At 64.9% G+C, this 23236-nt stretch carries 21 protein-coding genes; 10 read left to right on the top strand and 11 right to left on the bottom strand.

The window, feature by feature from the left end; translation table 11 throughout:
• Window positions 1-215 precede the first annotated feature (215 nt).
• From CH285_RS26700 to cobM, 9 genes are all read right to left on the bottom strand, one after another.
• Window positions 216-1229: an alpha/beta hydrolase gene (locus CH285_RS26700; RefSeq protein ID WP_094643116.1), complete on the bottom strand. Its 1014-nt coding sequence runs from the start codon at window positions 1227-1229 to the stop codon at window positions 216-218.
• A 331-nt stretch (window positions 1230-1560) separates the two neighbouring features.
• Window positions 1561-2571, bottom strand: a complete 1011-nt coding sequence (locus CH285_RS26695; protein ID WP_174557192.1) for an alpha/beta hydrolase — start codon at window positions 2569-2571, stop codon at window positions 1561-1563.
• 213 nt (window positions 2572-2784) lie between these two features.
• Window positions 2785-4650, bottom strand: a complete 1866-nt coding sequence (gene zomB, locus CH285_RS26690) for a flagellar motor control protein ZomB (protein ID WP_303396226.1) — start codon at window positions 4648-4650, stop codon at window positions 2785-2787.
• A complete protein-coding gene (locus tag CH285_RS26685; RefSeq protein WP_027494814.1) occupies window positions 4628-5533 on the bottom strand; it encodes a decaprenyl-phosphate phosphoribosyltransferase in 906 nt (301 codons plus the stop codon). Before CH285_RS26685 ends, zomB begins: the two co-directional genes overlap by 23 nt.
• Window positions 5530-6066: a phosphatase PAP2 family protein gene (locus CH285_RS26680; RefSeq protein WP_176458592.1), complete on the bottom strand. Its 537-nt coding sequence runs from the start codon at window positions 6064-6066 to the stop codon at window positions 5530-5532. The genes CH285_RS26685 and CH285_RS26680 overlap by 4 nt, the downstream gene beginning before the upstream one ends.
• Entirely contained in the window at window positions 6044-7951 is a 1908-nt protein-coding gene (locus CH285_RS26675; RefSeq protein ID WP_094643117.1) for a glycosyltransferase, read from the bottom strand. Before CH285_RS26675 ends, CH285_RS26680 begins: the two co-directional genes overlap by 23 nt.
• Window positions 7948-9177 carry a UDP-galactopyranose mutase gene (gene glf / locus CH285_RS26670; protein ID WP_032366753.1) on the bottom strand — a complete coding sequence of 410 codons (1230 nt, stop codon included), beginning with the start codon at window positions 9175-9177 and terminating at the stop codon, window positions 7948-7950. Before glf ends, CH285_RS26675 begins: the two co-directional genes overlap by 4 nt.
• Window positions 9178-9244: 67 nt before the next feature.
• A complete protein-coding gene (cobF, locus tag CH285_RS26665) occupies window positions 9245-9994 on the bottom strand; it encodes a precorrin-6A synthase (deacetylating) (protein ID WP_176458593.1) in 750 nt (249 codons plus the stop codon).
• Window positions 9991-10734 carry a precorrin-4 C(11)-methyltransferase gene (gene cobM / locus CH285_RS26660; RefSeq protein WP_057473083.1) on the bottom strand — a complete coding sequence of 248 codons (744 nt, stop codon included), beginning with the start codon at window positions 10732-10734 and terminating at the stop codon, window positions 9991-9993. Before cobM ends, cobF begins: the two co-directional genes overlap by 4 nt.
• Window positions 10735-10984: 250 nt before the next feature.
• Here cobM and CH285_RS26655 point away from each other — a divergent pair, with 250 nt between their 5' ends.
• Window positions 10985-13147: an N-acetylmuramoyl-L-alanine amidase gene (locus CH285_RS26655; RefSeq protein ID WP_094643119.1), complete on the top strand. Its 2163-nt coding sequence runs from the start codon at window positions 10985-10987 to the stop codon at window positions 13145-13147.
• Window positions 13148-13225: 78 nt separating this feature from the next.
• On the opposite strand, the gene CH285_RS26650 is transcribed toward CH285_RS26655, so the two are convergent.
• Window positions 13226-14062: a Cof-type HAD-IIB family hydrolase gene (locus CH285_RS26650; RefSeq protein WP_027494821.1), complete on the bottom strand. Its 837-nt coding sequence runs from the start codon at window positions 14060-14062 to the stop codon at window positions 13226-13228.
• Window positions 14063-14137: 75 nt separating this feature from the next.
• Here CH285_RS26650 and CH285_RS26645 point away from each other — a divergent pair, with 75 nt between their 5' ends.
• The 7 genes from CH285_RS26645 to CH285_RS26615 all read left to right on the top strand — a co-directional run bounded on the left by CH285_RS26645 (window position 14138) and on the right by CH285_RS26615 (window position 20292).
• Window positions 14138-15169, top strand: coding sequence for an NADP-dependent oxidoreductase (locus CH285_RS26645; protein ID WP_032374181.1), 1032 nt, complete (start codon window positions 14138-14140; stop codon window positions 15167-15169).
• A gap of 55 nt (window positions 15170-15224) precedes the next feature.
• Window positions 15225-15737: a peptide-methionine (S)-S-oxide reductase MsrA gene (msrA, locus tag CH285_RS26640; protein WP_057473086.1), complete on the top strand. Its 513-nt coding sequence runs from the start codon at window positions 15225-15227 to the stop codon at window positions 15735-15737.
• Window positions 15738-15884: 147 nt separating this feature from the next.
• A complete protein-coding gene (locus CH285_RS26635; RefSeq protein ID WP_371829086.1) occupies window positions 15885-17183 on the top strand; it encodes a YhgE/Pip domain-containing protein in 1299 nt (432 codons plus the stop codon).
• Between the two features lie 19 nt (window positions 17184-17202).
• On the top strand, window positions 17203-17946 hold the full coding sequence (locus CH285_RS26630; protein WP_027494825.1) for a CPBP family intramembrane glutamic endopeptidase: 744 nt from the start codon (window positions 17203-17205) through the stop codon (window positions 17944-17946).
• 5 nt (window positions 17947-17951) lie between these two features.
• On the top strand, window positions 17952-18545 hold the full coding sequence (locus tag CH285_RS26625; RefSeq protein ID WP_051365305.1) for a DinB family protein: 594 nt from the start codon (window positions 17952-17954) through the stop codon (window positions 18543-18545).
• Between the two features lie 393 nt (window positions 18546-18938).
• The gene (locus CH285_RS26620) at window positions 18939-19409 is read left to right on the top strand and encodes a nitroreductase family deazaflavin-dependent oxidoreductase (protein ID WP_094643120.1); all 471 of its coding nucleotides are present in this window, start codon (window positions 18939-18941) and stop codon (window positions 19407-19409) included.
• A gap of 49 nt (window positions 19410-19458) precedes the next feature.
• Window positions 19459-20292: an LLM class F420-dependent oxidoreductase gene (locus CH285_RS26615; RefSeq protein ID WP_027494828.1), complete on the top strand. Its 834-nt coding sequence runs from the start codon at window positions 19459-19461 to the stop codon at window positions 20290-20292.
• An 83-nt stretch (window positions 20293-20375) separates the two neighbouring features.
• Here the strand turns inward: CH285_RS26615 and CH285_RS26610 are convergent, their stop codons facing one another.
• On the bottom strand, window positions 20376-20984 hold the full coding sequence (locus CH285_RS26610; protein ID WP_141215003.1) for a hypothetical protein: 609 nt from the start codon (window positions 20982-20984) through the stop codon (window positions 20376-20378).
• A 127-nt stretch (window positions 20985-21111) separates the two neighbouring features.
• On the opposite strand from CH285_RS26610, the gene CH285_RS26605 reads away from it, so the two are divergent.
• Together CH285_RS26605 and CH285_RS26600 are read left to right on the top strand one after the other, a co-directional pair.
• The gene (locus CH285_RS26605; RefSeq protein ID WP_094643122.1) at window positions 21112-21795 is read left to right on the top strand and encodes a response regulator transcription factor; all 684 of its coding nucleotides are present in this window, start codon (window positions 21112-21114) and stop codon (window positions 21793-21795) included.
• Complete coding sequence (locus tag CH285_RS26600) at window positions 21792-23207, top strand: sensor histidine kinase (RefSeq protein ID WP_237606128.1); 1416 nt, start codon at window positions 21792-21794, stop codon at window positions 23205-23207. Before CH285_RS26605 ends, CH285_RS26600 begins: the two co-directional genes overlap by 4 nt.
• The last annotated feature ends 29 nt before the right edge of the window (window positions 23208-23236 follow it).

Here is a 23236-nt window from a genome sequence, read left to right as displayed (position 1 = left end):
GTGACTCTCTTTCCTGTGACGACCGAAGGTCTCGTCTCGAGACATGCTTCGTATGTCTTTCTACACGTGCCCGATGGCCACGAACAGCAGACTCGCTGTGACTGGTGGTGCGAATGTGAATTGGGGAGGCTCGAAGAGCCGGCGCTCGAACCGACAATGCCGCCCGACGCGAGAGCGTGGGGCGGCATTGTCGGAGAGCACGTTACGGAACCGAATCAGGCGTTCAGCGCGTCCAGGATCTGGGTGCGTGCCTTCCACAGCTCGGCACCCCAGTACGGCCAGGCGTGGATTCCGTTGGCCGGGAAGCTGTAGGTTGCCGGGATACCGAGGGTGCCCATGCGGATCTGGAATGCACGGGTGTTGGCGAGCGAGAGTGCCTCGAGCGCCATGCCGTTGGCGGTGTTGTAGAAATCGATCGGAGCGGCCGGGCGGTCGAACTGGCCGGGCAGGCCACTGGCTGCGGAGATGTACAGCGACAGACCCTGCAACCTGGGTGCGAAGACGAACGGGTCGTTGCGCAGCCACGCCGGGTTCCAGGGCGGTCCCCACATGGAGTCGACGTTGAAGCGGCCGGCATCGAGCATCGCGATACGAATCGCCTCACGCATGCCCGGGGCCGAGATGTTCAGGTAACCCGAGAGCGAGCCGGCGAACTTGAACTGGTCGCGGTGGTACGCGGCGAGCGTCAGGGCAGCCGAACCACCCATCGACAGTCCGAGAACACCGTTGTTGTTGCGCGAGACGCCGTAGTTCTCCAGGAACGCCGGGAGCTCCTGCGTCAGGAACGTCTCCCACTTGTAGGTGACTTCCTGGCCGTTGAAGTTCGACGAGGTGTACCAGTCGCTGTAGAAGCTGGACTGTCCGCCGACGGGCATGACCAGCGTCACGTCGTCGTTTGCGAACTGATCCTGCGCGTTGGTCTCGAAGGTCCAGGCGTTGCGATCGTCGCGGGCACGCAGGCCGTCGAGCAGGTAGAGAGCAGCGTTTCCGCCGCGTGCCGCCCACTGGACCTGGACCTTGATCGGACCCATCTCGGACGGGACGATCAGGTCCTCGCGGCCACCGGCCGGAGTCTGATGGACGACGGCAGTGGGGGCAGCGACTGCGACTGCGCCGCCGACGGCACCGGCTGCGATCGGCAGAACGAGTGCGGCAGCACCCACGCCGAGCAGGCGCTGACGCCAGCGTGATGACGCCTTCGGGTTACTGCTGAGGCCGGCAAATCGCATGAATCGTGCTCTCTCTCATCTACGCGGTCTCCGCTGTCGTAGCGGCCCCCGGCAATCGAACAGGGCTGACTGACGGCCCATGAGGCCGGGGTGAAGCTGTGGTGTGTCGAAACGTTGAGGTTCTGCTGCATAACAGGCGAACCGCTCGATGGAGGTTATTCCATCGAGCGGTTCCAAGGCAAAACTGTGATCAGCGTCCCAGTTTCGCCTCTGCGAGTTTCTGAAACAGGAGACTATCCTGCGCGGTCCCCGCTGAACAGCCCTGAAAAGTCGTGAAATATCACTACAGGGCCGAAAGCGGGGACTGCGACAACAAACGCTGCCGGGTGGATCAGTTACCGATGTTGGCGCTCAGGTCCGGTGCCATGACGCGGATCTGCTCGCCCCAGTAGCCCCACTGGTGGGTACCGACGGCCGGGAACGCATACGTGACGTTGTTGGCACCGATGCTCGCCATGCGGATCTGGAAGGCACGGCTGTTCGCCAGGGCGATGGCCTCGAGGCCCATACCGTTCGCGGTGTTGTAGTAATCGATGAAGCTCTGTGGGCGATCGAGACCGCCGGGCAGACCGCTGCCTGCGAAGACCCACACGCGCGTGCCGTTGTCACGCAAGCGAGGCGCGAAGACGAACGGGTCGTTGCGCAGCCACGCCGGATCCCACGGCGGGCCCCACATCGCGTCGATGTTGTAGCGGCCGGAGTCCAGCAGTGCCAGGCGCATCGCCTCGCGCATGCCGGGTGCGGAGATGTTCAGGTAGCCCGACAGCGAACCGGCGTAGCTGAACTGGTCCGGGTGGTATGCAGCCAGCGTGAGGGCTGCGGAGCCGCCCATCGAGATGCCGATGACACCGTTGCGGTTCGGGTTGAAGCCGTAGTTCGCGCGCAGGTTCTCGCGGAGGTTCTGCGTCAGGAAGGTTTCCCACTTGTAGGTGGTCTTCTGACCGTTGAAGTTGGACGGTGCGTACCAGTCGGAGTAGAAGCTCGACTGTCCACCGACCGGCTCGACAACGTTGATGTTCCACGAGGCGAGAACTGCTCCGGCGTCGGTTTCGTGCTCCCAGCCCGAGATGTCCGTCGTGGCGCGCAGGCCGTCGAGCAGGTAGACGACGCGGTTGGTGTTACCGTCCGCTGCCCGCCACACCCGGCTCTTGATCGGGCCCATGCTCGAGTCCGTCCAGACGTCGATGGCGTTGCCGTCGAACGCTGCGTTGGCAGTTGCGCCACCGCCCGCCACGGCCAATCCCAGTGGTAGCACCACTGCCATCAGCATGGATGTTGCGGCGCGGCGTCCCCAGGAGCCCGCTCGCTTGTCCCCGGACCGGCTCTTCCATCTACCCAGCATGCACTCGACCTCTCAGCAGCTTCGTCACATCGGTTACGCAATCAACGATTGATCTCGCAAGTTCATCATGTATGCGCCCGACCCAGGGTCTGGCGCATACATATCCTCCGCACTTATCGCACGAAGTACGTCGTCCGTTACAGGATCGAGACAGCTCATCTTCGCGTCGAGACCGAATCGGCGCAACCCGGTGATCTTCTCGTGTTCTGTCAGCTAATTATCGGCCTTCAATACAGGCGCCGGAAGATCACATCGCTGTATTTCGTATCTCGGCACCCGGTCGAATCGATAACCGGCATAGAACAACGAACGTTTCACATTCCGGACGAACAGATCCTTCGTCAACGGTGCTCGGTAGGACGTCAGAATTTCCTGGGTGTCCGGGCAGGTCAACGCCACCTGAGCTTCGGTCACCCAGTCCTCGTCCATGTACCAGGGCAGGTACGGATGGACGCCGACCAGTCCCAGATCGGCGACGACCCAGTCCGGGTAGAGGTTCTTGTCGTGACCGATGCGGCCGTTCTCGAGGCGTTCGGTGTGCGATGCCAACGGGTACGCGAGCCCCATCTGATCGATGACCCGCACGTCGAGGCCGACGTTCATGCTCGTCATCCCCAGGTTGAGGAAGTAGACGGTGTGACCGAATCCACCCTCGGGGATCGGGAGGGGCGGCGGGACGACATCCCAGTAGGTGAACTGCGCGGACGGCAGCAGCAATCCGCCGTCCGGGGTGTCGTCGATCGCCTGAACCATCGCCCGCATCCGCGGATAGTCGAGATAGTCCGACGCCAGGATCGGATGAGCGTGCCCGGTGTTGAGCGAATAGAACGCTCGTTCGTCGACGATTCCGCTTCGTCCGACGATCGAGCCCTGGGGCATTCCCGTCGTGTTCGCCGCAATCACAGCCCAGACGACGATCCCACCCCAGACGAATACATCCGCGACGAAAACAGCAGTCGCACGATTACCGGACCATCGTTGCGGGAGCGCGACGGGCAATATCGAAATGGGCAACAGCAGCGTGAACAGGGCGGGCAACAATGTTCGCCCGTGCATGAAATCGCCACCGACTCGAATTGCGTAGATCGCGAGCAACAATCCACTGACGAGCACGAATACGACGACAGCGGTCGGCGTGCGCAACGCGGCGAGCAGGCCGCCCACTGTTCTGGGCAGCGTCGGGCGCACGCGCGTCATCGACAGGGCGGCACCGAGCAGGAGCAGCACCAGCGGGAGCCACAGTAGGTACGGTCCCATCAGGTTGGTCAGATACGCCCACCCTTGCGACCACTTGGCACCGCCGGCGTCCTTGGACACTGCGGTGTTGGGGTACGGAAGGCCGTAGTAGCCCATGCGCCAGATTTGGTACAGCACGGGAACCGCGCCCGCGAATGCGAACACGCGCAGCCTCGACAACCACGTCTGTGGGGCGAGGAAGATCATCGCCAGTGCCAGAACCGACACGATGGACAACTCGGGGCGCACCAGCGGGCCCAGGCCCGCGAAGAAGGCCAGCAGCAGCAGCTCGACGCCACCTCCGCGGCGCTGCCCCCAGCGAACCATCAGCAGCCACAAAACCGCCAGCCAGAAGATGACCAGGCAGGTCTCGAGTCCGGACGTGGCGAAGTCACGGGCCGGCGGTACCGCGATGTACACCAGTACACCGGCGGGGAGGAAGAGAGTGCGTGACGCAGTGCGCCCACGCAGGGCGAACGTGCCGATCATCGCGATGACGACGGCCGCTGTGGACAGCACGAGCGCGATCGTCAGGACCACGTACTCGAGCCGGCCGTCGCTGAGCCAGCTACCCGCGTAGACGAGGTACGTCCAGATGGTGCTCGTGTTGGTCTCGACCCGCTCGCCCGCGTTGAACACCGGGCCGTTGCCGGCCAACAGGTTGCGGACGGTGCGCAGGACGATCAGGCCGTCGTCGGCGATCCAGCGACGTTCCCAGGCACCCCACAGAAACAGGGCACCGGTGACGACGGTCCCGACCCAGAAGACCGCCCTGGTCGAGACCGCCGGTGCCGGGGTGTCTTCTCGCGTGTCTCGCTGGTCAGGCGAGGTAGACAGCGACACCAACCACTCCGATCCACGCTATGGCGAGTAGCTGGAGAACCCTGTCTCCCAACGCGATCTCTTCGGGTTCGCCTGCCTCGCCGCCGTCTACGTCCACTGCGTATCGCAGGATTGCGATAGTAAACGGAATCATCGAGATGGCGAACCAGTTGGAGTCCGTTTCGGCGTCCTGCTGAAAAGCCCACAAGCCGTAGCAGATGACGACGGCCGTCGCGGACAGCGTCCACACGAAGCGCAGATATGTCGTGGTGTAGTTCTCGAGCGACTTACGGATCTTCGCCCCGGTGCGTTCGGCCAGTTGCAGCTCGGCGTAGCGCTTGCCTGCCGCCATGAACAGCGAGCCGAACGCCATGATCAGCAGGAACCACTGCGAGAGCGGGATCGAGGCAGCGACGCCACCGGCGATCGCGCGGAGCAGGAAGCCCGAGGAGACGATGCAGATGTCGAGAACGGCCTGGTGCTTGAGGCCGAAGCAGTACGCCAGCTGGATGACGATGTAGACGCCGATGACCAGCGCGAGCTTCCAGTTCGCGAAGAACGACAGGCCGACGGCGAGTCCGAGCGACACCACGGCCATCGCGTAGGCGATCGTGACGGGCAGGACTCCTGCAGCGATCGGCCGGAACCGCTTGGTGGGGTGCGCGCGGTCGGCCTCGACGTCCATGGCGTCGTTGACCAGGTAGACACCGGAGGCGGCGAAGCAGAACACGATGAACGCGAGCGCGACGGACAGCAGCACGTCGCGATCGGTGACCGAGCCTGCCGCCAACGGCGCGGCCAGGACCAGCACGTTCTTGACCCACTGCCGCGGGCGAAGCGCCTTGACGATGCCGTCCGCCAGATTCTTCGGCGGTGCGCCTACGGGTGCGGCATCCTCGCTCATTTGTCTCCTTCGAACTTCACGACGGCAGCAGCCGTCAACGCGCCGAGTGCAGATCCGGCCAGCACGTCGGTGGGGTAATGGACTCCGAGCACCAAGCGCGAGAGCAACATGGGTGGGACGAGGACCGCCGGTAACGGTAGCCCGGTCACGCGGCCGAGGAGAACCGCAGCCGCTGTGGTGGATGTCGCATGCGACGACGGGAAACTCAGCTTGCTCGGCGTCGAGACATTGATCAGGACGGCCGGATCGTGGGGACGCGGCCTGCGCACGATGCGCTTGATGACGATGGACGCGGCATGCGATCCGACGGCACCGACGGCCACCGACGCCCACTGGCGTCGCCGCGGCGCGTCCACAGCAGCGCCGATACCTGCGATCGCCACCCAGCCGAGGGCATGTTCGCCGAAATGCGACATCCCGCGCGCAACGGTGATCGCACCGGGGGCGCTGCCGACCGTGGCCTGCACCTTTTCGAGGATGCGCACTTCGGTCGGCACCTCGGTCTGGCCTTTACGCCTGGTAACGAAAGACACGTTCCCACGTTTCCTTACTGGTCAGGTGCGGCACGGCATCACGGTATCGAGCCTTGAGCGCAGGGAATTCGGCTGCCAACTGCTTGCGCAACGACAGCGCTTCCTTCAGCAACGCCGCCGCCTGCGCGCGGTCGCGCTTGCGGTAGACGACGCCTCGGCCGTCGGCGGTCGTGACGGTGACGCCGTCGACCTGGGACAGCAGGAACCAGCGTGCGTCGAGAGTCGGCACGTTGAGCTGCGGACGCTCGTGGTGCTGCTCGTGCGCAGGCTTGACGTTGTGCAGCAAGCCCTTGGCCAAACGACGGACCTTGGAGATCGGGTTGGTCGGCAGACCGACCGCTCCGACTTCCTCACCCGATGCGAGCGGCAACTCCGTGGAACTGCCGACAACGACGGCGTCGGGGAATTCCTTGCGCAGTGCATGCACCGTCGGAAGTGCGGTGGGCAGGATCTCGAGGATGTGCTCGGGACCGGCCAGGAAGTCACGAATCGCGAGGTTCTGGATGGCGACCGTCGAGTACTCGAGGCACAGCAAGTGCTTGACGGTGGCCTTGATGGTGTCCAGCACCAGGCCCTTGCCGTCGCCGGGCATGTGCAGCGACGCAACAACGAGACGGTTGCGCAGGTGGAAGTACGCCTGCCAGTCGATGGCGTCGTCCTTGTCGCTCCACGCCATGTGCCAGATCGCGGCACCCGGCAGCGTCACCGTCGGGTAGCCGGCTTCGCGTGCACGCAAGCCGTATTCGGCGTCGTCCCACTTGATGAACAGGGGCAGTGGCTGCCCGAGTTCCTCGGCGACGACGCGCGGGATCATGCACATCCACCAGCCGTTGTAATCGACGTCGATGCGGCGGTGCAGCAGCTTGCTGGTGCGCAGCGGATCCTCGGAGAAGTCGTGGTCGTATTCGACGTTCTGCGCGCCGGTCCACATGAAGTTCCCGCGGTCGATCACTTCACCCATGACGTGCAGGTGACTACGCGCCTGCAGATTCAGCATCTGGCCGCCGACGAGCGTGGGCACCTTGGCGAATCGCGACATCGCCAACGCCCGCAGAATCGAGTCGGGCTCGATCTCGATGTCGTCGTCCATGAATAGAATGTGTTGGCAGGCAGTGTTGTTCAGCGCCTCGTACATGATGCGGCTGTAGCCGCCGGACCCACCGAGGTTCGCCTGATCGTGGATCGCGAGACGGCCACCGAGCGCAGCTGCGGCCTCGTCGAAGCCGGGTTCGTCCTTCGCCTTGCGGGTGCCCTGATCCGGCATGATCACGGCCTGGATCACGTCGAGCACCAACGGGTCCGAGCCAAGGGCGACAAGCGCTTTGACGGCGTCGGTGGGTCGATTGAACGTGGGGATGCCGACGGCGACGGTCGCCTCGCCGGGAGCCTCGATCGGCGCGTACCAACCCGCGCTCTCGAGGACCACCTCGGAGTCGGAGGTGATGTCGAACCAGATCCACCCGCCGTCCTCGAACGGGCCGAGGTCGATCAGAAACTCTTGCGCCGCATCGCCGTCCACGGCCTCGCGGCCCTCGACGTGGATGCGCGACGCATCGGCCTTGGACCGGTAGACGTCGATCCGGCAGTGGCCGGACACCTCGACGCGCAGCACCACGGACTTCAGGATGCTGTAGCGCCGCCAGTAGCTCGCCGGGAATGCGTTGAAGTAGGTACAGAACGACACCTCGGACTCGCCGCCGATGGTGAGCGAGGTACGCGAGAGCGAGTGCGCGCGTTTGGCATTGGTGGTCGCTTCTTCGAGGTACAGCGTGCGCACGTCGAGCGGCTCACCCGAACGGGGCAGCAGTACACGCTGCAACAGCGATATTCCGAGGACCGGCGCGACGTCTGCCACCCCGTCCTCGAGCAGATGCTTGGCGGTCATTTGTCCCCCGCCAGGGCGGTGCCGGTCTCGAAGTGCGGGGCCAGGGTGTTGTCGTACATGTTCAGTGCGCTCGCGATGGCCATGTGCATGTCGAGGTACTGGTACGTCCCGAGTCGACCACCGAACAGCACACCGTTGGAGGCCGTCTCGGCCTTCGCGCGGTTGCGGTACGCCTCGAGCTTCTGCCGATCGTCGGGGGTGTTGATGGGGTAGTACGGCTCGTCGCCGCTCTCGGCGAAACGCGAGAACTCGCGCATGATGACCGTCTTGTCGGTCGGGTACTCACGCTCGGGATGGAAGTGGCGGAACTCGTGGATCCGAATGAACGGCACGTCGCCGTCGTTGTAGTTCATCACCGGCGTTCCCTGGAAGTCGCCGACCGGGAGCACCTCGGTCTCGAAATCGATGGTGCGCCAGCCCAGTTCGCCCTCGGAATAGTCGAAGTAGCGGTCCAGCGGCCCGGTGTAGACGATCGGGGCGTTCGGGCTCTCGGCGACCAACTCGTCGCGAACATCGAACCAGTCGGTGTTCAGGCGGACGTCGATCTTCTCGTCGCGTGTCATGTTCTCGAGCCACGCGGTGTAGCCGTCGACCGGCAGCCCCTCGTAGGTGTCGTTGAAGTAGCGGTTGTCGAAGGTGTAGCGCACCGGCAACCGGGTGATGTTGCCCGCGGGCAGTTCCTTCGGATCGGTCTGCCACTGCTTGGCCGTGTAGTCCCGGATGAACGCCTCGTAGAGCGGACGTCCGATCAGCGAGATCGCCTTCTCCTCGAAGTTCTGCGCGTCCTTGGAGTCGAACTCACTGGACTGATCCTCGATCAGGGCCCGTGCCTCGGCCGGAGAGAAGAACTTTCCGAAGAACTGCGAGATCAGCCCCAGGCCCATCGGGAACTGGTACGACTGACCGTTGTGCAGCGCGAAGACGCGGTGCTGGTAGCCGGTGAAGTCGGTGAACTGGTTGACGTAGTCCCACACGCGCTTGTTGGACGTGTGGAACAGGTGCGCACCGTACTTGTGGATCTCGATACCCGTCTCGGGCTCGGCTTCCGAGTACGCGTTGCCGCCCAGGTGGTGCCGCCGGTCGAGAACGAGAACACGCTTGCCCAGCTGGGACGCCGCCCGTTCTGCCACGGTCAGACCGAAGAACCCGGATCCGACGACGATGAGGTCGTAGCGGCCGGTCGCGGTGGCGTCGGAAGAGGTGGTCTCGGGGCTTACAGCAGTCACGGGCAACCAGGGTATCCGACGATCGTGACGGCTCCACCCCGCCAGGCACCGCCCGGCCGGTCCGGTGTCAACCTGGCAGGCGTCGGAGCAGGTAGGTATCCATCACCCAGCCGTGTGCCTCTTTGACCTCGGCGCGGGCGCGGCGAATGTCGTCGAGCACGGCGTCGAGCGGCCCGGCCACGAGCTTCTCGTCGGTCGTACCCAGGTTGGCTCCCCAGTGGATGCCCCACCCTGCGCCGGTCAGCGCACTGCAGGCCAGGTTGCCGTCGAGCATGACGACGAGGTTGTCCAGCCCGGCTGCGACGTCGCCGGCCAGGTTCCTGCCGGTGGTGATGACGATCGGGCCCCCGATGCGATTGAGCACGAGTCGATGACTCGCCGCCAGCATGGACACGCTGGAGATGCCGGGTGTGACATCGAACTCGATGTCGCCGCGCAGTTGGGCGATCCGCTCGACGACGCGGATGGTGCTGTCGTAGAGCGCGGGGTCTCCCCAGACGAGAAATCCGACGACGGTGCCGTCGGCGAGACCGTCGAGCACGTCGGCGTACGCCCGGGCGCGGGCGTCGTGCCAGTCGAGGACGGCGGTCTCGTACTGCCGGGGAGACCGGTCGCGTGGCGGGTCGGGCACCTCGATGACCTGGTAGCTGCCACCGTGGTGGCGCTCGAGAATCTCCTGCCTGGCTGCTGCCAGATCCCCGACGGACGCGCCCTTGTCGGCCACGATGAACACGTCCACGGCCCGCAGCTTCTCGACGGCCTGGACGGTCACCTGGTCCGGATGTCCACCGCCGATGCCGATCAGATGGATTTTCACGAGCGGTCCCGGCACGCGTCGTACAGGTGGGATTCGGCGACGACGCGACGAGCCAGAGCAGGACCGACGAGGATCACCGCAGCTTGCCGCAGCCCGGCGGCCTCGACCTGATCGGCGATGTCGGCCAGAGTGCCGCGCAGAACCATCTCGTCGGGCTTGCTGGCATGGAAGACGACCGCGGCGGGGCAGTCCGAGCCGTAGAACTGCGCCAACTCGTCGGCGATGATGCGGGTGCGAGTGATGGCCAGATGCAGTGCCAACGTCGCGCGAGTGGCGGCGAAGTTGGCCAGCGCCTCGGTGTCCGGCATCGCCGTCGAGCGGGCCTGCGCGCGAGTGAGGACCACCGATTGCGTCACCTCGGGAACGGTCAGCTCGACGCCCAACGTGGCCGCAGCGGCCGCGTAGGCGGGCACGCCCGGCGTGATGTCCCACGGCACACCCGCGGCGTCGAGTCGAGCCGACTGTTCTGCGATCGCGGAGTAGAGGGACGGATCACCCGAGCACAGGCGTGCGACGTCGTCCCCGCGCTGGTCGGCGGCGACGAGTTCGGCGGTGATGGCATCGAGGTCGAGCTTCGCGGTGTCCACCAGGCGAGTACCGGCCGAGCAATGTTCGAGGATCGCGTCGTCGATGTAGGTACCGGCGTAGACACACACCGGACTGGATCGCAGGAACTCGACGGCCCGCAACGTGAGCAGGTCTGCCGCTCCGGGTCCGGCTCCGATGAAGTGCACAGTCACAGGTGGAAAGCGTAGGGGGGCGGGAGTGGAGCCTGCGGAATGACCCATGAAGGCGGGAGTGGAGCCTGCGGAACGACCCAGGAATGCAAGCCCCGACGCGCCGCGCCATTGGAACTTCCCGGCTGTGGCTAACTGTCAAGCTAAGGTTTAGCCTTGTGTCTGATGGGACTCATGTTGCTGATGTGAATGTTGTTGTTCAGCAGTGGGAGATTCTACGACGCGTACCTACCACCAACCAGGGAGTACCGCCTTGCCGAACCGTCGAACGAAGCCGTCGATCGTTCTCGGTGCTGTCGCACTACTCGCCGTCGCGACCCCGTTTGCGGTCGCAGGGCTGACAGACAGCACGACCACCGGAGTTCGACCGGCCAACGAGACAACCCCGGTCACCGTGCCGACGAAGATCGTCGAGACCGCGCTGAGCGCAGCACCGGACATCGTCGTTCCGCTGCAGGAGCTCACCGGCCTGCCGCTGCCCGATCTGCGGCTCTCCGATCTGAAATACCTGCCGCTGCCGGATTCCATCGTGATCCCGCCGATCGAAATCCCCGACATCCCCGGTCTCACGACGCCGGCTCCGGGTGGCGCAACCGCGCAGGCCCCGATCCCCAGGGTGGACGCCTCGGCACCGGTCAATCCTGAAGCTGCCGACCCCACCGGGCCGCCGCTCGGAGCGGCAGTCAAGGAAATCTCGCAGGACACCCCGTTCAGCATGGTGGCGTTGACCTCCGAGCAGCTGAACGGCGCGAGCGCACAGGTTCGACGTCAGCTCGAGGACGGATCCTGGGGCCCGTGGCTGCAGACCGCACCGGTGGATACCACTGCGAGCGACGCCGTTCCCGCTGCGGAAAAGCAGGGCACCGAACCGATCTTCGTGGGACTCACCAAGGCCGTGCAGGTGCTGTTGACTCCGCTGACGAGCAGCGCTGCTCCCGAAAGCTTTGCAACGCCGCCGGTTCCGGAGGTCCCGGTTGTTCCGCTGCCTTCCGATGCCACTGCACCTGCTCCCGCCGTTGCGGAGCAGCCATTGGGCTACACACCCGCGTCGTCGAGCAAGCCGCTGCGCCAACAGGATCCGGCACCGATAGAGCCCGCTGCGCCCGAAGCCGCTCCTGAGGTGTCGGCCGAGCAGTTGGCGTCGGCAGTGAGCGACATCAGCGCCGTGCTCATCACCCCCGGCACGTCCCCCGCCGATTCGGCGTTGAGCGACCTCGCTACTCCGGTGGCAGGCGATGCAGGTCCCAACGTCATCACCCGCGCCCAGTGGGGTGCCGACGAGTCGATCCGTTGTGCCAACCCGACAATCGACGATTTCATCGGCGGTGCCACCGTGCACCACACCGCAGGCAGCAACGACTACTCGAAGTCCGAATCGGCCGAGATCGTCCGCGCCATCTACGCGTACCACGCCCAGACTCTGGGCTGGTGCGACATCGGCTACAACGCACTCGTCGACAAGTACGGCCAGATCTTCGAGGGTCGCGCCGGCGGCTTGGACAAGCCGGTCCAGGGTGCGCACGCCGGTGGATTCAACGAGAACACCGTCGGAGTGGCCATGATGGGCGACTACTCCACTCAGGATCCGTCGCAGGAGACCGTCGATTCGGTCGGCAAGTTCCTCGGCTGGCGACTCGGCAAGGCAGGTCTGGATCCCAAGGGGACCACGACGATGACCTCCGAGGGAACGGATTTCACGTTCATCGGCAAAGGCAAGACCGTCGACCTGCCGGTGATCTTCGGTCACCGCGACGTCGGCAACACCGAATGCCCCGGTGACGCCGGATACGCCAGGCTCGGGGAGATCCGCGACATCGCGGCCGCGAACCTCGGCGGTGGCGGCGACGTCACACCGGCAGCACCCGAGACCGCGCCCGATGCCACCGCACCGGATACCGCGGTGACCGACCCGGCACCGTCACGCCCGGGCACGGACGTCAGTTCGACTCTGGGCGAGAACATCCCGGCCCTGGTCGCAGAATTGCAGCGCCTGGCGTCGACGAGCCCCGTCGCGCAGAAGTGGTTGTCCTCGGGCGGCGAAACCGGCGCTCTCGGCGTACCGGTCAGCGGCCTGGTTCAGGTCAGCGGAGGCCGCGAGAAGGCTCAGTTCCAGAACGGCGAGATCATCACCAACATGGCCGGCCAGGCCGTGGCCGTCATCGGCAAGATCTTCCAGCAGTACCTGCAGCAGGGTGGCGTCGACGGCGTCCTCGGTCTGCCGCTCACCGACGAGTTCAAGGTGCCGGAGGGCTTCCGAACGGACTTCGAGAACGGTTCGCTCATCTTCAACGAGCTCACCGGCATCGTGACCACGGTGATCAAGACGTACAACGACACCTACAACGCAGAAATGCAGAAGCCGGTCGCCGCGCCGGTGGAGCCGGCACCTGTTGCCGAGCCCGCTCCGGCGGGTTGAGTTTCGACAGACGACAAGGGCCGAGTCACCGTGGTGACTCGGCCCTTGTCGTGTTCGATGCGCCGCTCTACCAGCGAATCACCACCAGCGTTCGAGTACCTGCGCCACTCCGTCGTCTGCGTTGGTGACGGTCACTTCGTCCGCGGCGGCGACGGCGGCCGGATGCGCGTTGCCCATGGCGACGCCGAGGCCGACCATCGACAGCATCGGGACGTCGTTGGGCATGTCCCCGAAGGCGACGATGTCGGCGACGTCCACGGACAGCGTCTCGGCGACCTTCGCCAGGCCCGACGCCTTCGTGACGCCCGGCGCCGACAGTTCGATGAGCCCGTTGTCGGTGGAGAAGGTCAGGTCGGCGCGGCCGGAGATCAGCGGCGAGAGAATGTTCGCCATGTGGCCGCTGGTCGATCCCGACAGCCGTATCAGCAGCTTCACCGCGGGGACGTCGACGACGTCGTCCTCGGACATCTCGACGTTGTCGGGATTGAGCCACGCGTGCTCGTAGCCGGGCGAGCTGACGAACTGCGGCGTGGCCGCGTCGTGCGCCGATCGACCGACGCGCTCGGCGGCGAGACCGCAGCCGGGTAGCGCGCGGTACGCGACGTCGGCCAGCCACTGCAACGTCTCGACATCGAGGGTCTCCGCACTGAGCACGCGATCGGTGGCCGCGTCGTAGATGACCGCACCGTTGGCGCACACCGACATCGGCGCGTATCCGAGACCGTCGACGACGGGGTGGATCCACCGCGGCGGCCTGCCGGTGGACAGCACGAACGGCACTCCGTCCGCTACGACGGCTGCGACAGCTCGCTTGGTGCGTTCACTGACACGTTCGTGCTGGTCGAGCAGGGTCCCGTCGACATCGCTGGCGACGAGGCGAGGGGCGAGGCGGGTGGTGTTCGGCGCGTTGGTCATCGTGACGTCATTCTGCCCTAGTGTCGAAGGACCCTGTTTTCGACATGCACGTCTTCGATGTGGAAGGAACGGTAGATGACATCCGTGAACCGTCAGATCCGCTTGGCTCAGCGGCCCGTGGGGCGTCCCGACGAGTCGACGTGGGATCTCACCGAGGAACCCATCCCCACCCCGGGCGACGGGGAATTCGTCGTCACCGTCGACTACGTCTCCCTCGATCCCGCCATGCGCGGTTGGCTCAACGATGCGCGCTCGTACGTGCCTCCCGTCGGCATCGGTGAGGTGATGCGTGCTCATGCCGTCGGCCGCGTCCTCGAGTCCCGGCATCCGGATTACGCTGTCGGCGAAGTCGTTTCGGGCTCGTTCGGCGTCACCGAGCATGCGATCTCGGACGGGTCGGGAGTGCAGAAGGTCGACGAATCGATCGCACCGGCACCCACCTGGCTCGGTGCCCTCGGCTTCCCGGGATTGACGGCCTACTTCGGGTTGATGGACGTCGGCAAGCTGGCCGAGGGCGATACCGTCGTCATCTCCGGGGCGGCTGGTGCCGTCGGCAGCATCGCGGGTCAGATCGCGAAAGCCAAGGGAGCCACCGTGATCGGAATTGCCGGCGGACCCGAGAAATGCGCCTGGCTCACCGAGGAGCTGGGCTTCGACGCGGCGATCGACTACAAGAACGAGTCGGTGTACAAGGCTCTGAAGGCTGCTGCACCGAAGGGCATCGACGTCTACTTCGACAACGTCGGCGGCGAGATTCTCGATGCGGCGCTCTCGCGCCTGCGTAAGGGTGCGCGAGTGGTGTTGTGCGGGGCCATCTCCGGCTACAACGCCACCGAACCGCAGCCCGGACCCGCGCACTACCTGTCCCTGCTGATCAACCGTGCGTCGATGACCGGGTTCATCATCTTCGACTATCTCGATCGCTACCAGGAAGGCGTCGACGCTCTGTCGGAGCTGCTCACCAGCGGCAAGATGACCGCGCGCGAGCAGATCGAGATCGGCGGAATCACGGCGTTCGGATCGACGCTGAATCTGTTGTTCGACGGTGCCAATACCGGCAAACTCGTCCTGGAGGTCGGCGAACGCACCCACGATTCGGAATTATGAGGACAACTCGTTCGTTGAACCCCACGTATCGCTCGATAGAGAACTAGGAGAGCACATGTCTGCAGCCACCGAAACCGCCATTCTCGCCGGAGGATGCTTCTGGGGAGCCGAGGAGCTCGTCCGCAAGCTGCCCGGGGTGGTCTCCACTCGCGTCGGCTACACCGGCGGCGAAATCCCCAACGCGACGTACCGCAACCACGGCAACCATGCCGAGGGCCTCGAAGTGATCTATGACCCCACCCAGACGTCGTACCGGGATCTGCTGGAGTTCTTCTTCCAGATTCACGATCCCAGCACGAAGAATCGTCAGGGCAACGACATCGGAGCCAGCTACCGCTCGGCCATCTTTTACCTGAACGACGAGCAGAAGCGCGTGGCCGAGGACACGATCGCCGATGTCGACGCGTCGGGCCTGTGGCCGGGCAAGGTCGTCACCGAGGTGACCCCGGCAGGAGATTTCTGGGAAGCCGAGCCCGAGCACCAGGACTACCTGCAGAAGTACCCCGAGGGCTACACCTGCCACTGGGTTCGCCCGGACTGGAAGCTGCCGCGTCGCGCAACCGCCTAGGAGCGGCTGCGCCGCATGTGCGTGGAACTTCGTAGCCTGCTACGAAGTTCCACTCACATGGGTGGGCGTAACGCCCATTCCGGACGGCCGACGGTCCACAGGTAGAACTACCGCGCACGTAGCAGCCGAACTTGCGACACTGATCCGGTGACCTCCGACAGAACCCCTCGGTCGATGGCCGACGTCCTTCGTTCGCCGCGCTTCTGGCTCGCTCCGATCCTTGTCGTCTCGACCCTCATGTCGTTTCTCGCGGCCCTGTATCTGGGCGGCGTTCTCGATCCACGGGGTAACTTGCACGATCTGCCCATTGCGATCGTCAACCAGGACGAGGGCGACACCCTTGCGGGTGAGCAACGCAATATCGGCAACGACATCGTCGACGGATTGATTCAGAACGTCGACTCCGAGAAGGTCGCTTTCCGCGAGGTAGGCCCGGCGCAGGCCGAATCGTTGCTGTCCACGGCCGAGGTCTACGGCTCCATCGTCATCCCCAGTGATTTCACCAAGAGAATGGGAATCCTGGCCGAGGGCAGCATCGTTCCCGGTGATATCGAGAAGCCGATCATCACCGTCTACACCAATCCGCGGGCGGGTAGCTTCGGAATGTCGCTCGTGACCGGAGTGGCCACTCCTGCATTCGAATCGGTGAATCAGACCGTGGGCCAACAGATCACCGATCAGGTTCGCCAGCAGCTCGGCGACACTCCCCTGGCGGGCGCGAGCGCTCTGACGTTGGCGCAGCCGATCAATGTGATTGTTGCCCAGCACGATCCACTGCCCGACGGTACCGGCGGTGGCCTGTCTGCGTTCTACTACGCGCTACTGCTCGTCCTGGCGGGATTCACCGGTGCGACCATCGTCAGCACCCTCGTCGACGGCTTGTTGGGGTTCACTCCAACCGAAATCGGCCCGAAGTACATCCACCGCGGACCCACCCGGATCAGCCGGTTCCAGACGCTGTTGGTCAAGTGGCTGGTGATGTTCGTTCTGGCCATGCTCGTATCTGCCCTGTACCTACTGATCAGCCATCTACTGGGTATGCCCATCACCCATGCGTGGACCCTGTGGATGTACGGCGCGTTCGCGATCACCGCCGTCGGATTCACTGCGCTGGCGGTGATGTCCGCATTCGGCACAGCAGGGTTGCTGGTCAACTTGGTCGTCTTCATCATCCTGGCCCTGCCGTCCTCGGGTGGCACGATTCCTCTCGAGGCAAGCCCGCCGATTTTCACGTGGCTGGCCCAGTTCGAGCCGATGCATCAGATTTTCCTCGGCACCCGATCGATCCTGTACTTCAACGCCTCGCCCGACGCCGGCCTGCTGCATTCGGTGGGTATGACGTCCCTCGGGCTGCTCATCGGGCTCGTGTTCGGCCTGGTGTTCACCCTTCTCTACGACCGTAAGGGCCTCGACAGAAGCCTCGATTCTCCGGGTGTCATCAGCTGACGCCGGTACACTCGATCCAATGCTTGCCGTCAATCCAGCCGGGAGCGTGGCACCCCGACGGGCCGTCCGCGCCTATCTCGACGTCGCCATCGTCGTTCTCGTCCTCGTGGGCACCAACCTCATCGCACACTTCACCACGGTGTGGGCGAGTATCGCGACGGTTCCGATCGCCGCCGTTCTCCTGGTGATCCTGTCGAACCGTCGCGGACTCGGATGGGCCGAGCTGGGACTGTCACCCAAGCAGTGGAAGACGGGTTCGCTCTACGCACTCGGTGCCGTCGGCATCGTCCTGACGGTCATCGCCATCGGTGCATTGCTACCGATGACGCGGCCCTTCTTCATGGCCGATCGCTATGCCACCATCTCTGCGGCGCTGGTCGCCTCGATGATCGTCATTCCGCTGCAGACGGTCATCCCGGAAGAACTTGCGTTCCGTGGGGTGCTGCACGGCACGTTGGGCCGCATCTACGGTGCCCGCGGAGTCTTCGCGGCGGGATCCCTACTGTTCGGTCTGTGGCACATCGCGTCCTCGCTCGGCCTGACCGCCGGGAACGTGGGACTCAGCGGATTTCTCGGCGGCGGGCTGTTCGGGCAAATCGTCGGGATCGCGCTCGCAGTCGTCGCGACCGCAGCAGCCGGGGTCGTCTTCACCTGGCTGCGCAGTCGAAGCGGGAGTCTCATCGCACCCATCGCCCTGCACTGGTCGTTGAACGGACTCGGCGCACTGGCCGCAGCCCTCGTGTGGCACGCATCGACGAGCTGAGCGACATGAAAGACGAGCTGCACCAATACCTTCGGATCGCTCGCCAGAACATGCTGTGGAAGCTCGACGGCCTCACCGAATACCAGAAGCGACGACCGATGACGCCGACGGGAACCAACCTCTTGGGGTTGGTCAAACACCTCGCCATCGTCGAATACGGCTACTTCGGCCTCACGTTCGGTCGTGAGTTTCCAGCTCGTTTCGCGGAATTGGAAGCAGAGGGCATGGCCCGGCTGAATTCCGACATGTGGGCCACCGCCGAAGAATCGTCGGAATCCATTGTCGCCCTGTACCGCGAGGCGTGGACGTATGCCGACAAGACCATCGATTCACTCGACCTGGATGCAGCGGGACGCGTCCTGCACTGGCCTGCGGACAAACAAGAAGTGACGTTGCATCGCGTACTGGTGCATCTGTGCATCGAAACGAATCGACATGCCGGACACGCAGACATACTGCGCGAATTGATCGACAACTCCGTCGGACTGCGCCTCGGCAACGAGAACATGGCCGACGGCGACGCAGCATGGTGGGCAGAGTACCGATCCGAGTTGGAAACCGTTGCTCTAGAGGCTGATCAAGCCCGTCCCGCCGACTGAGCAATTTTCGGCTCGACGGCTATTTTCGCGGTGTACCTGTCCAACCGCGATCGATGACCCGATTCAGCGCGACGACAGCCTGCGCGGAAATCCCGGGCAGTGATCACTGTCCGTCTACCGTTCTTTTTCTCGATTCTCACGGCCTTCCCGGAGCGCAGCTTCGATACCGGTGTCGCCCCTGCTATCGAAGCGAAGACCCCAGCCTGCCCGATCGCGCATCGGATGCACGTCCGACACGGATTTACCCCAAAATGTCTTCGGCAATAATCTGCGCCCGCGGCCAACCACGCGTTGCCCACGCATCGATGCCACGATCCCCGGTGTGGAAGGGGGTGGAATTACCAGGAGAGGGGCAAAGTTTCGGTGAGCGAGACGTGTCAGGAATTTCCGGCCATGGCGATTGTTGGCGCCCACGTGCTTAACAACGAGACCGCCACCGAAACCGAGCTGAGCCCCAAGTCCTGGGTCCGCGAGCTGACCGAGCAGATTCTCGAGCAGGGCACCACCGAGGGGGCCGAGTATCAGGGTCTGCCTGTCGTGCTGTTCACGATCACCGGGGCGAAGTCCGGCAAGAAGCGGTACGTGCCCTTGATGCGCGTCGAAGCCGACGGCAAGTACGCCATGGTCGGTTCCAACGGTGCCGGTGCCACGAACCCGTCGTGGTACTACAACATCAAGGCAAACCCCACCGTCACGGTGCAAGACGGGACGAAGGTTCTCACCCTCCAGGCCCGCGAGCTCGACGGGGCCGAGCGCGAGAAATGGTGGACGCTAGCCGTCGAGTCCTTCGCTCAGTACGCCGAATTCCAGTCCCAGACAGACCGGCAACTCCCCGTCTTCATCCTGGAGTGCCCCCGGCTGTGATCCCACTTCACGCCCCGTGCACGGGCGACACCCGACGTTAGGAACAGCCTTGAAAATCGGAATCTCCACCTTCGTCACCGACGACGGGATCGACCCGGTGTCGCTGGCTCGCGCCATCGAGGAGCGTGGATTCGACTCGCTGGTTGTTGCCGAGCACACTCACATCCCAGCCAGTAGGGAGACGGCGTTTCCCACCGGCGAAGAGATGCCCGACTTCTACTATCGGACGCTCGACCCCTTCGTCACTCTGGCAGCGGCCGCAGCGGTGACATCGAAGATCGAGCTGGTCACCGGTATCACCTTGCTCATTCAGCGTGATCCCATCACCACTGCAAAAGAATCCGCCAGTATCGACCTGATCTCACGGGGCCGGTTCGTATTCGGCGTGGGAGCGGGTTGGCTCCTCGAGGAGATCCGCAACCACGGCACCGACCCGAAGACACGGGGTGCACTGTTGGACGAGCAGATCGAAGCAATCAAAGCCCTGTGGACGAACGAGCCGGCCGAGTATCACGGCAAGCACGTCGATATCGAACCCTCCTACCTCCGTCCCAAGCCGGTGCAGACACCGCACCCCCCGATATTCATCGGCGGTGCCTCCGATGCGACGGTGAAGCGCGTCATCCGGCACGACGCCGGGTGGATAGCCAACCCACAGCCCGTCGATGTCATGTCCGCGCGCATCGATGCGATGCGCGAAGGACTCGGGCACGACGTTCCGTTGCTACAGTTCGGCACCCCCGCGGATCCCGAGTACTGGCACGCCTGCGAAGAGTTGGGATTCGGGCAGCTTGCGCTCATGCTGCCCACCGCGCCGCACGACGAATCGTTGAAAATCCTCGACGAGTACGCCGCGCTGGCGTCCGCGTACCGCGGGAGATAAAACCCTGGGCGCGTTCGGAAGTCGCGCGTCCACCCACACCGGTCCCCGCACCGATCCGGTGCGGGGACCGACCTAGCTTGCGTTCAGGAACCGGACGGCGCTGCCGGCGGTACGGGAGGCGTCGCACCATCAGCGGGTGCCGGCGGCGCGGGCGGAGTTGTGCCATCGGCCGGTGCCGGCGGCGCGGGCGGCGTCGCTCCGTCTTCTGGTGCGCACACCGCTCCCGGGCCACCTGCGCCCGGCCCACCCTTACCCGGACCACCATCGGCCGGTCCGTCCTTGCCCGGACCACCCGCGGGCGGGGCAGGCGGAGTTGCGCCGTTATCCGGTGCCGGTGGTGTTGCGCCATCACCCGGTGGGGTCGGAACTGCGGGAACCGTCGATCCGTCACCGGAATCGGGTGCCGCAGGAGCCGCAGGCACCTCCGATGCATCCACACCGCCACCACCGTCGGTTCGCTGTCCGAGGGCAGACGACGACGCCACGGTCGACACGCCTGGCGAGACGTCGGGTCCGGCGGCTGCGAACACAGCCGCGGTCACCAGGGCTCCGATGGCAAGTCCCGCTGCTGCGGTCGCGGCCAGCGGTACCCGTCCCTTCCACCGCTTGGGCTTGCTCTCCCGAGTTGCCTGGGCGCTCGGGGTGGGCTCGGGGTTCGATGCGGCGGGAATCGGTTGGGTCTGATCGTTCACGTTCACTCCTTGTTCGGACTGCGTCGTTCGTTTCGGTCTGTCACCGACACTGCCGCCGTTAGCTGAAGTCACCCTGAAGCCGAGCGCATCTTCAGGATCACTTCAGCTGGTGGGTGACAATCGAGGCATGACTTATAGTTCCGCTCCCCGGGTGATGGTGGTGGAGGATTCGTTACCCATCAGGGAAGCGCTGGTGGCCGCGTTCGAGGACGCGGGGTTCACCGCCGTGTCCCTGCCCGACGGGGACGACTTCGAGCCCACGATGGCAGGCTTTCGTCCCGATGTGGTGATCCTCGACGTCATGCTGCCCGGTGCACGGGACGGGTTCGATCTCATCGACGTCGTCCGGCAGAGCAGCGACGCGGGCATCATCATGGTCACCGCGAAAGATCAGCTGGCCGACCGGTTGCGGGGCCTAGGCGACGGCGCTGACGACTACGTGGTCAAGCCCTTCCAACTCGACGAGGTGGTCGCCCGCGCAAAATCCGTGCTGCGGCGTCGCGGTCGTTCGTCCGACGCGGTCCAGGTCGGTGATCTACTGGTCGACGAGCCCGCCGGAGTGGTCACTCGGGCAGGTCAGATTCTCGATCTGACGGCAACGGAGCTCCGCTTGGCCACGTTCCTCGTCGCACAACGCGGACGTACTGTCTCCAAAACCTCTATCCTGGAATCGGTCTGGGGCTACGGCGCGTACGACGGTAACCTGGTGGAAGTTCACATCAGTGCGTTGCGTCGCAAGATGGAAGCGCATGGGCCGCGGTTGATCCATACCGTCCGCGGCTTGGGTTATGCATTGCGGGCTCCGCAGTGAAGCGGACGCCGACTCCGTCGCTTCGGATGCGGGTGGTCGCCACCGTCGTCGTATTGTTCGCGGCACTGCTGGTGATTGTCGGCTCGTCGGTGGATGTCGTTCTGGGTCAACAGCTTCGGCGTGATCTGGAGGCGCGGTTGTCGGACCGGGCAACTCGGGCTGTCGAGCTCGTGGAGAGCGGCGTCGGGCCCGGGGATCTGGTCCAGGCCCTGCAGGGCGACGCCATCCGAGTTCGTGTCACCGCTGCGGACGGCACGGTGTACGGCGCTCCCGGCAGCGGACCGCCTGGCCCGGACATCCGGCCTGCCACCCCGGCTCCGCCTGCGGGCCAGTCGCGAACTCCGAGTCCCCCTGGTCCGCCGGATCCTCCTGCGCCCCCGTCCGATTCGTTCGAGATCACCGAACCGTTGCCCGACGGTTCGACGCTGTCTCTCCTCGGCGATACCACCGCCATCGCCGATGTTCGGCGACAACTACGCATCCTCATGCTGGGAGCGGGTGCTGTGACGCTGCTACTGGCCGCCGCAGCACTCACCTTTGCCGTACGGCGAGCACTGTCCCCGCTGGACTCGATGACATCGGTCGCGCGCCGAATAACCAACGGCGACAGGGGCAGACGGCTGCTTCCCACCAAACCGAACACCGACCTCGGCCGCACCGCCTCGGCCGTGGACGAGATGCTCGACGCCCTCGAGGACGCCGAGCGCCGCGAGGCCGCAGCGGCGCGCACAGCCCGCCTCGCCGAGGAGGACATGCGGCGCTTTCTGGCCGACGCCGCACACGAGCTGCGCACTCCCGTCGCCGGGATCTCGGCGTTGGCGCAGTCGCTGCAGCGCGACGCCGAGCATCGCCCCGATCGAGTCGCGCGCTGGAGCGAGCTGCTGGTCGGGGAATCGAGCAGGGCGTCACGCTTGGTGGGCGACATGCTCGATTCCGTCCGTGCGGAGAACACGTCGGATCTCGACGCAACCGATACCGACCTTGCCGACATCACCCGCCGCACCGTGGAGCGAGCAGCTCTGGTCATGCCGGATATTCGGTTCGATGTCGCTGCCGCGCAACCGATTATGGTTCATATCGATGTCGGACGCATCGAACAAATCCTGTCGAACGTGCTGGACAATGCCGGTCGTTTCACCCCGTCCGACGGCACGATTCGGGTAGCGGTCGGCCGGGACACCCACGCATTCGTCACCGTGGACGACGAAGGACCCGGTGTCGCAGAGGCAGACCGTGAGCGCATCTTCGAACGACTCGTCAGGCTGAACTCCGCCCGTGACCGAGCATCCGGTGGCGTCGGGCTGGGGCTGTCGATCGCTCGAACACTGGCGCGCGCCCACGGCGGCGAACTCGTCTGCCTCGCAGGGCCTTCGGGCGCGCGATTCCGGTTGACTCTCCCCCTGAACGCGTGAACACCTGAAGCACTGAAACCCCGAACATG

Origin of the sequence: Rhodococcus sp. 05-2256-B1 (genome assembly GCF_002258465.1) — a bacterium.
Taxonomy (GTDB): domain Bacteria; phylum Actinomycetota; class Actinomycetes; order Mycobacteriales; family Mycobacteriaceae; genus Rhodococcoides; species Rhodococcoides fascians.
This window is presented reverse-complemented; position numbering and strand designations above follow the sequence as displayed.

What these genes read in the sequence shown, in the direction of transcription:
- CH285_RS26620 (WP_094643120.1), top strand. Translation starts at nt 18,939, where the DNA reads ATGGCGATTGTTGGCGCCCACGTGCTTAACAACGAGACCGCCACCGAA.
- CH285_RS26685 (WP_027494814.1), bottom strand. Translation starts at nt 5,533, where the DNA reads ATGAGCGAGGATGCCGCACCCGTAGGCGCACCGCCGAAGAATCTGGCG.
- CH285_RS26625 (WP_051365305.1), top strand. Translation starts at nt 17,952, where the DNA reads ATGAAAGACGAGCTGCACCAATACCTTCGGATCGCTCGCCAGAACATG.
- msrA (WP_057473086.1), top strand. Translation starts at nt 15,225, where the DNA reads ATGTCTGCAGCCACCGAAACCGCCATTCTCGCCGGAGGATGCTTCTGG.
- CH285_RS26675 (WP_094643117.1), bottom strand. Translation starts at nt 7,951, where the DNA reads ATGACCGCCAAGCATCTGCTCGAGGACGGGGTGGCAGACGTCGCGCCG.
- CH285_RS26630 (WP_027494825.1), top strand. Translation starts at nt 17,203, where the DNA reads ATGCTTGCCGTCAATCCAGCCGGGAGCGTGGCACCCCGACGGGCCGTC.
- CH285_RS26645 (WP_032374181.1), top strand. Translation starts at nt 14,138, where the DNA reads ATGACATCCGTGAACCGTCAGATCCGCTTGGCTCAGCGGCCCGTGGGG.
- CH285_RS26700 (WP_094643116.1), bottom strand. Translation starts at nt 1,229, where the DNA reads ATGCGATTTGCCGGCCTCAGCAGTAACCCGAAGGCGTCATCACGCTGG.
- CH285_RS26695 (WP_174557192.1), bottom strand. Translation starts at nt 2,571, where the DNA reads ATGCTGGGTAGATGGAAGAGCCGGTCCGGGGACAAGCGAGCGGGCTCC.
- CH285_RS26605 (WP_094643122.1), top strand. Translation starts at nt 21,112, where the DNA reads ATGACTTATAGTTCCGCTCCCCGGGTGATGGTGGTGGAGGATTCGTTA.
- CH285_RS26650 (WP_027494821.1), bottom strand. Translation starts at nt 14,062, where the DNA reads ATGACCAACGCGCCGAACACCACCCGCCTCGCCCCTCGCCTCGTCGCC.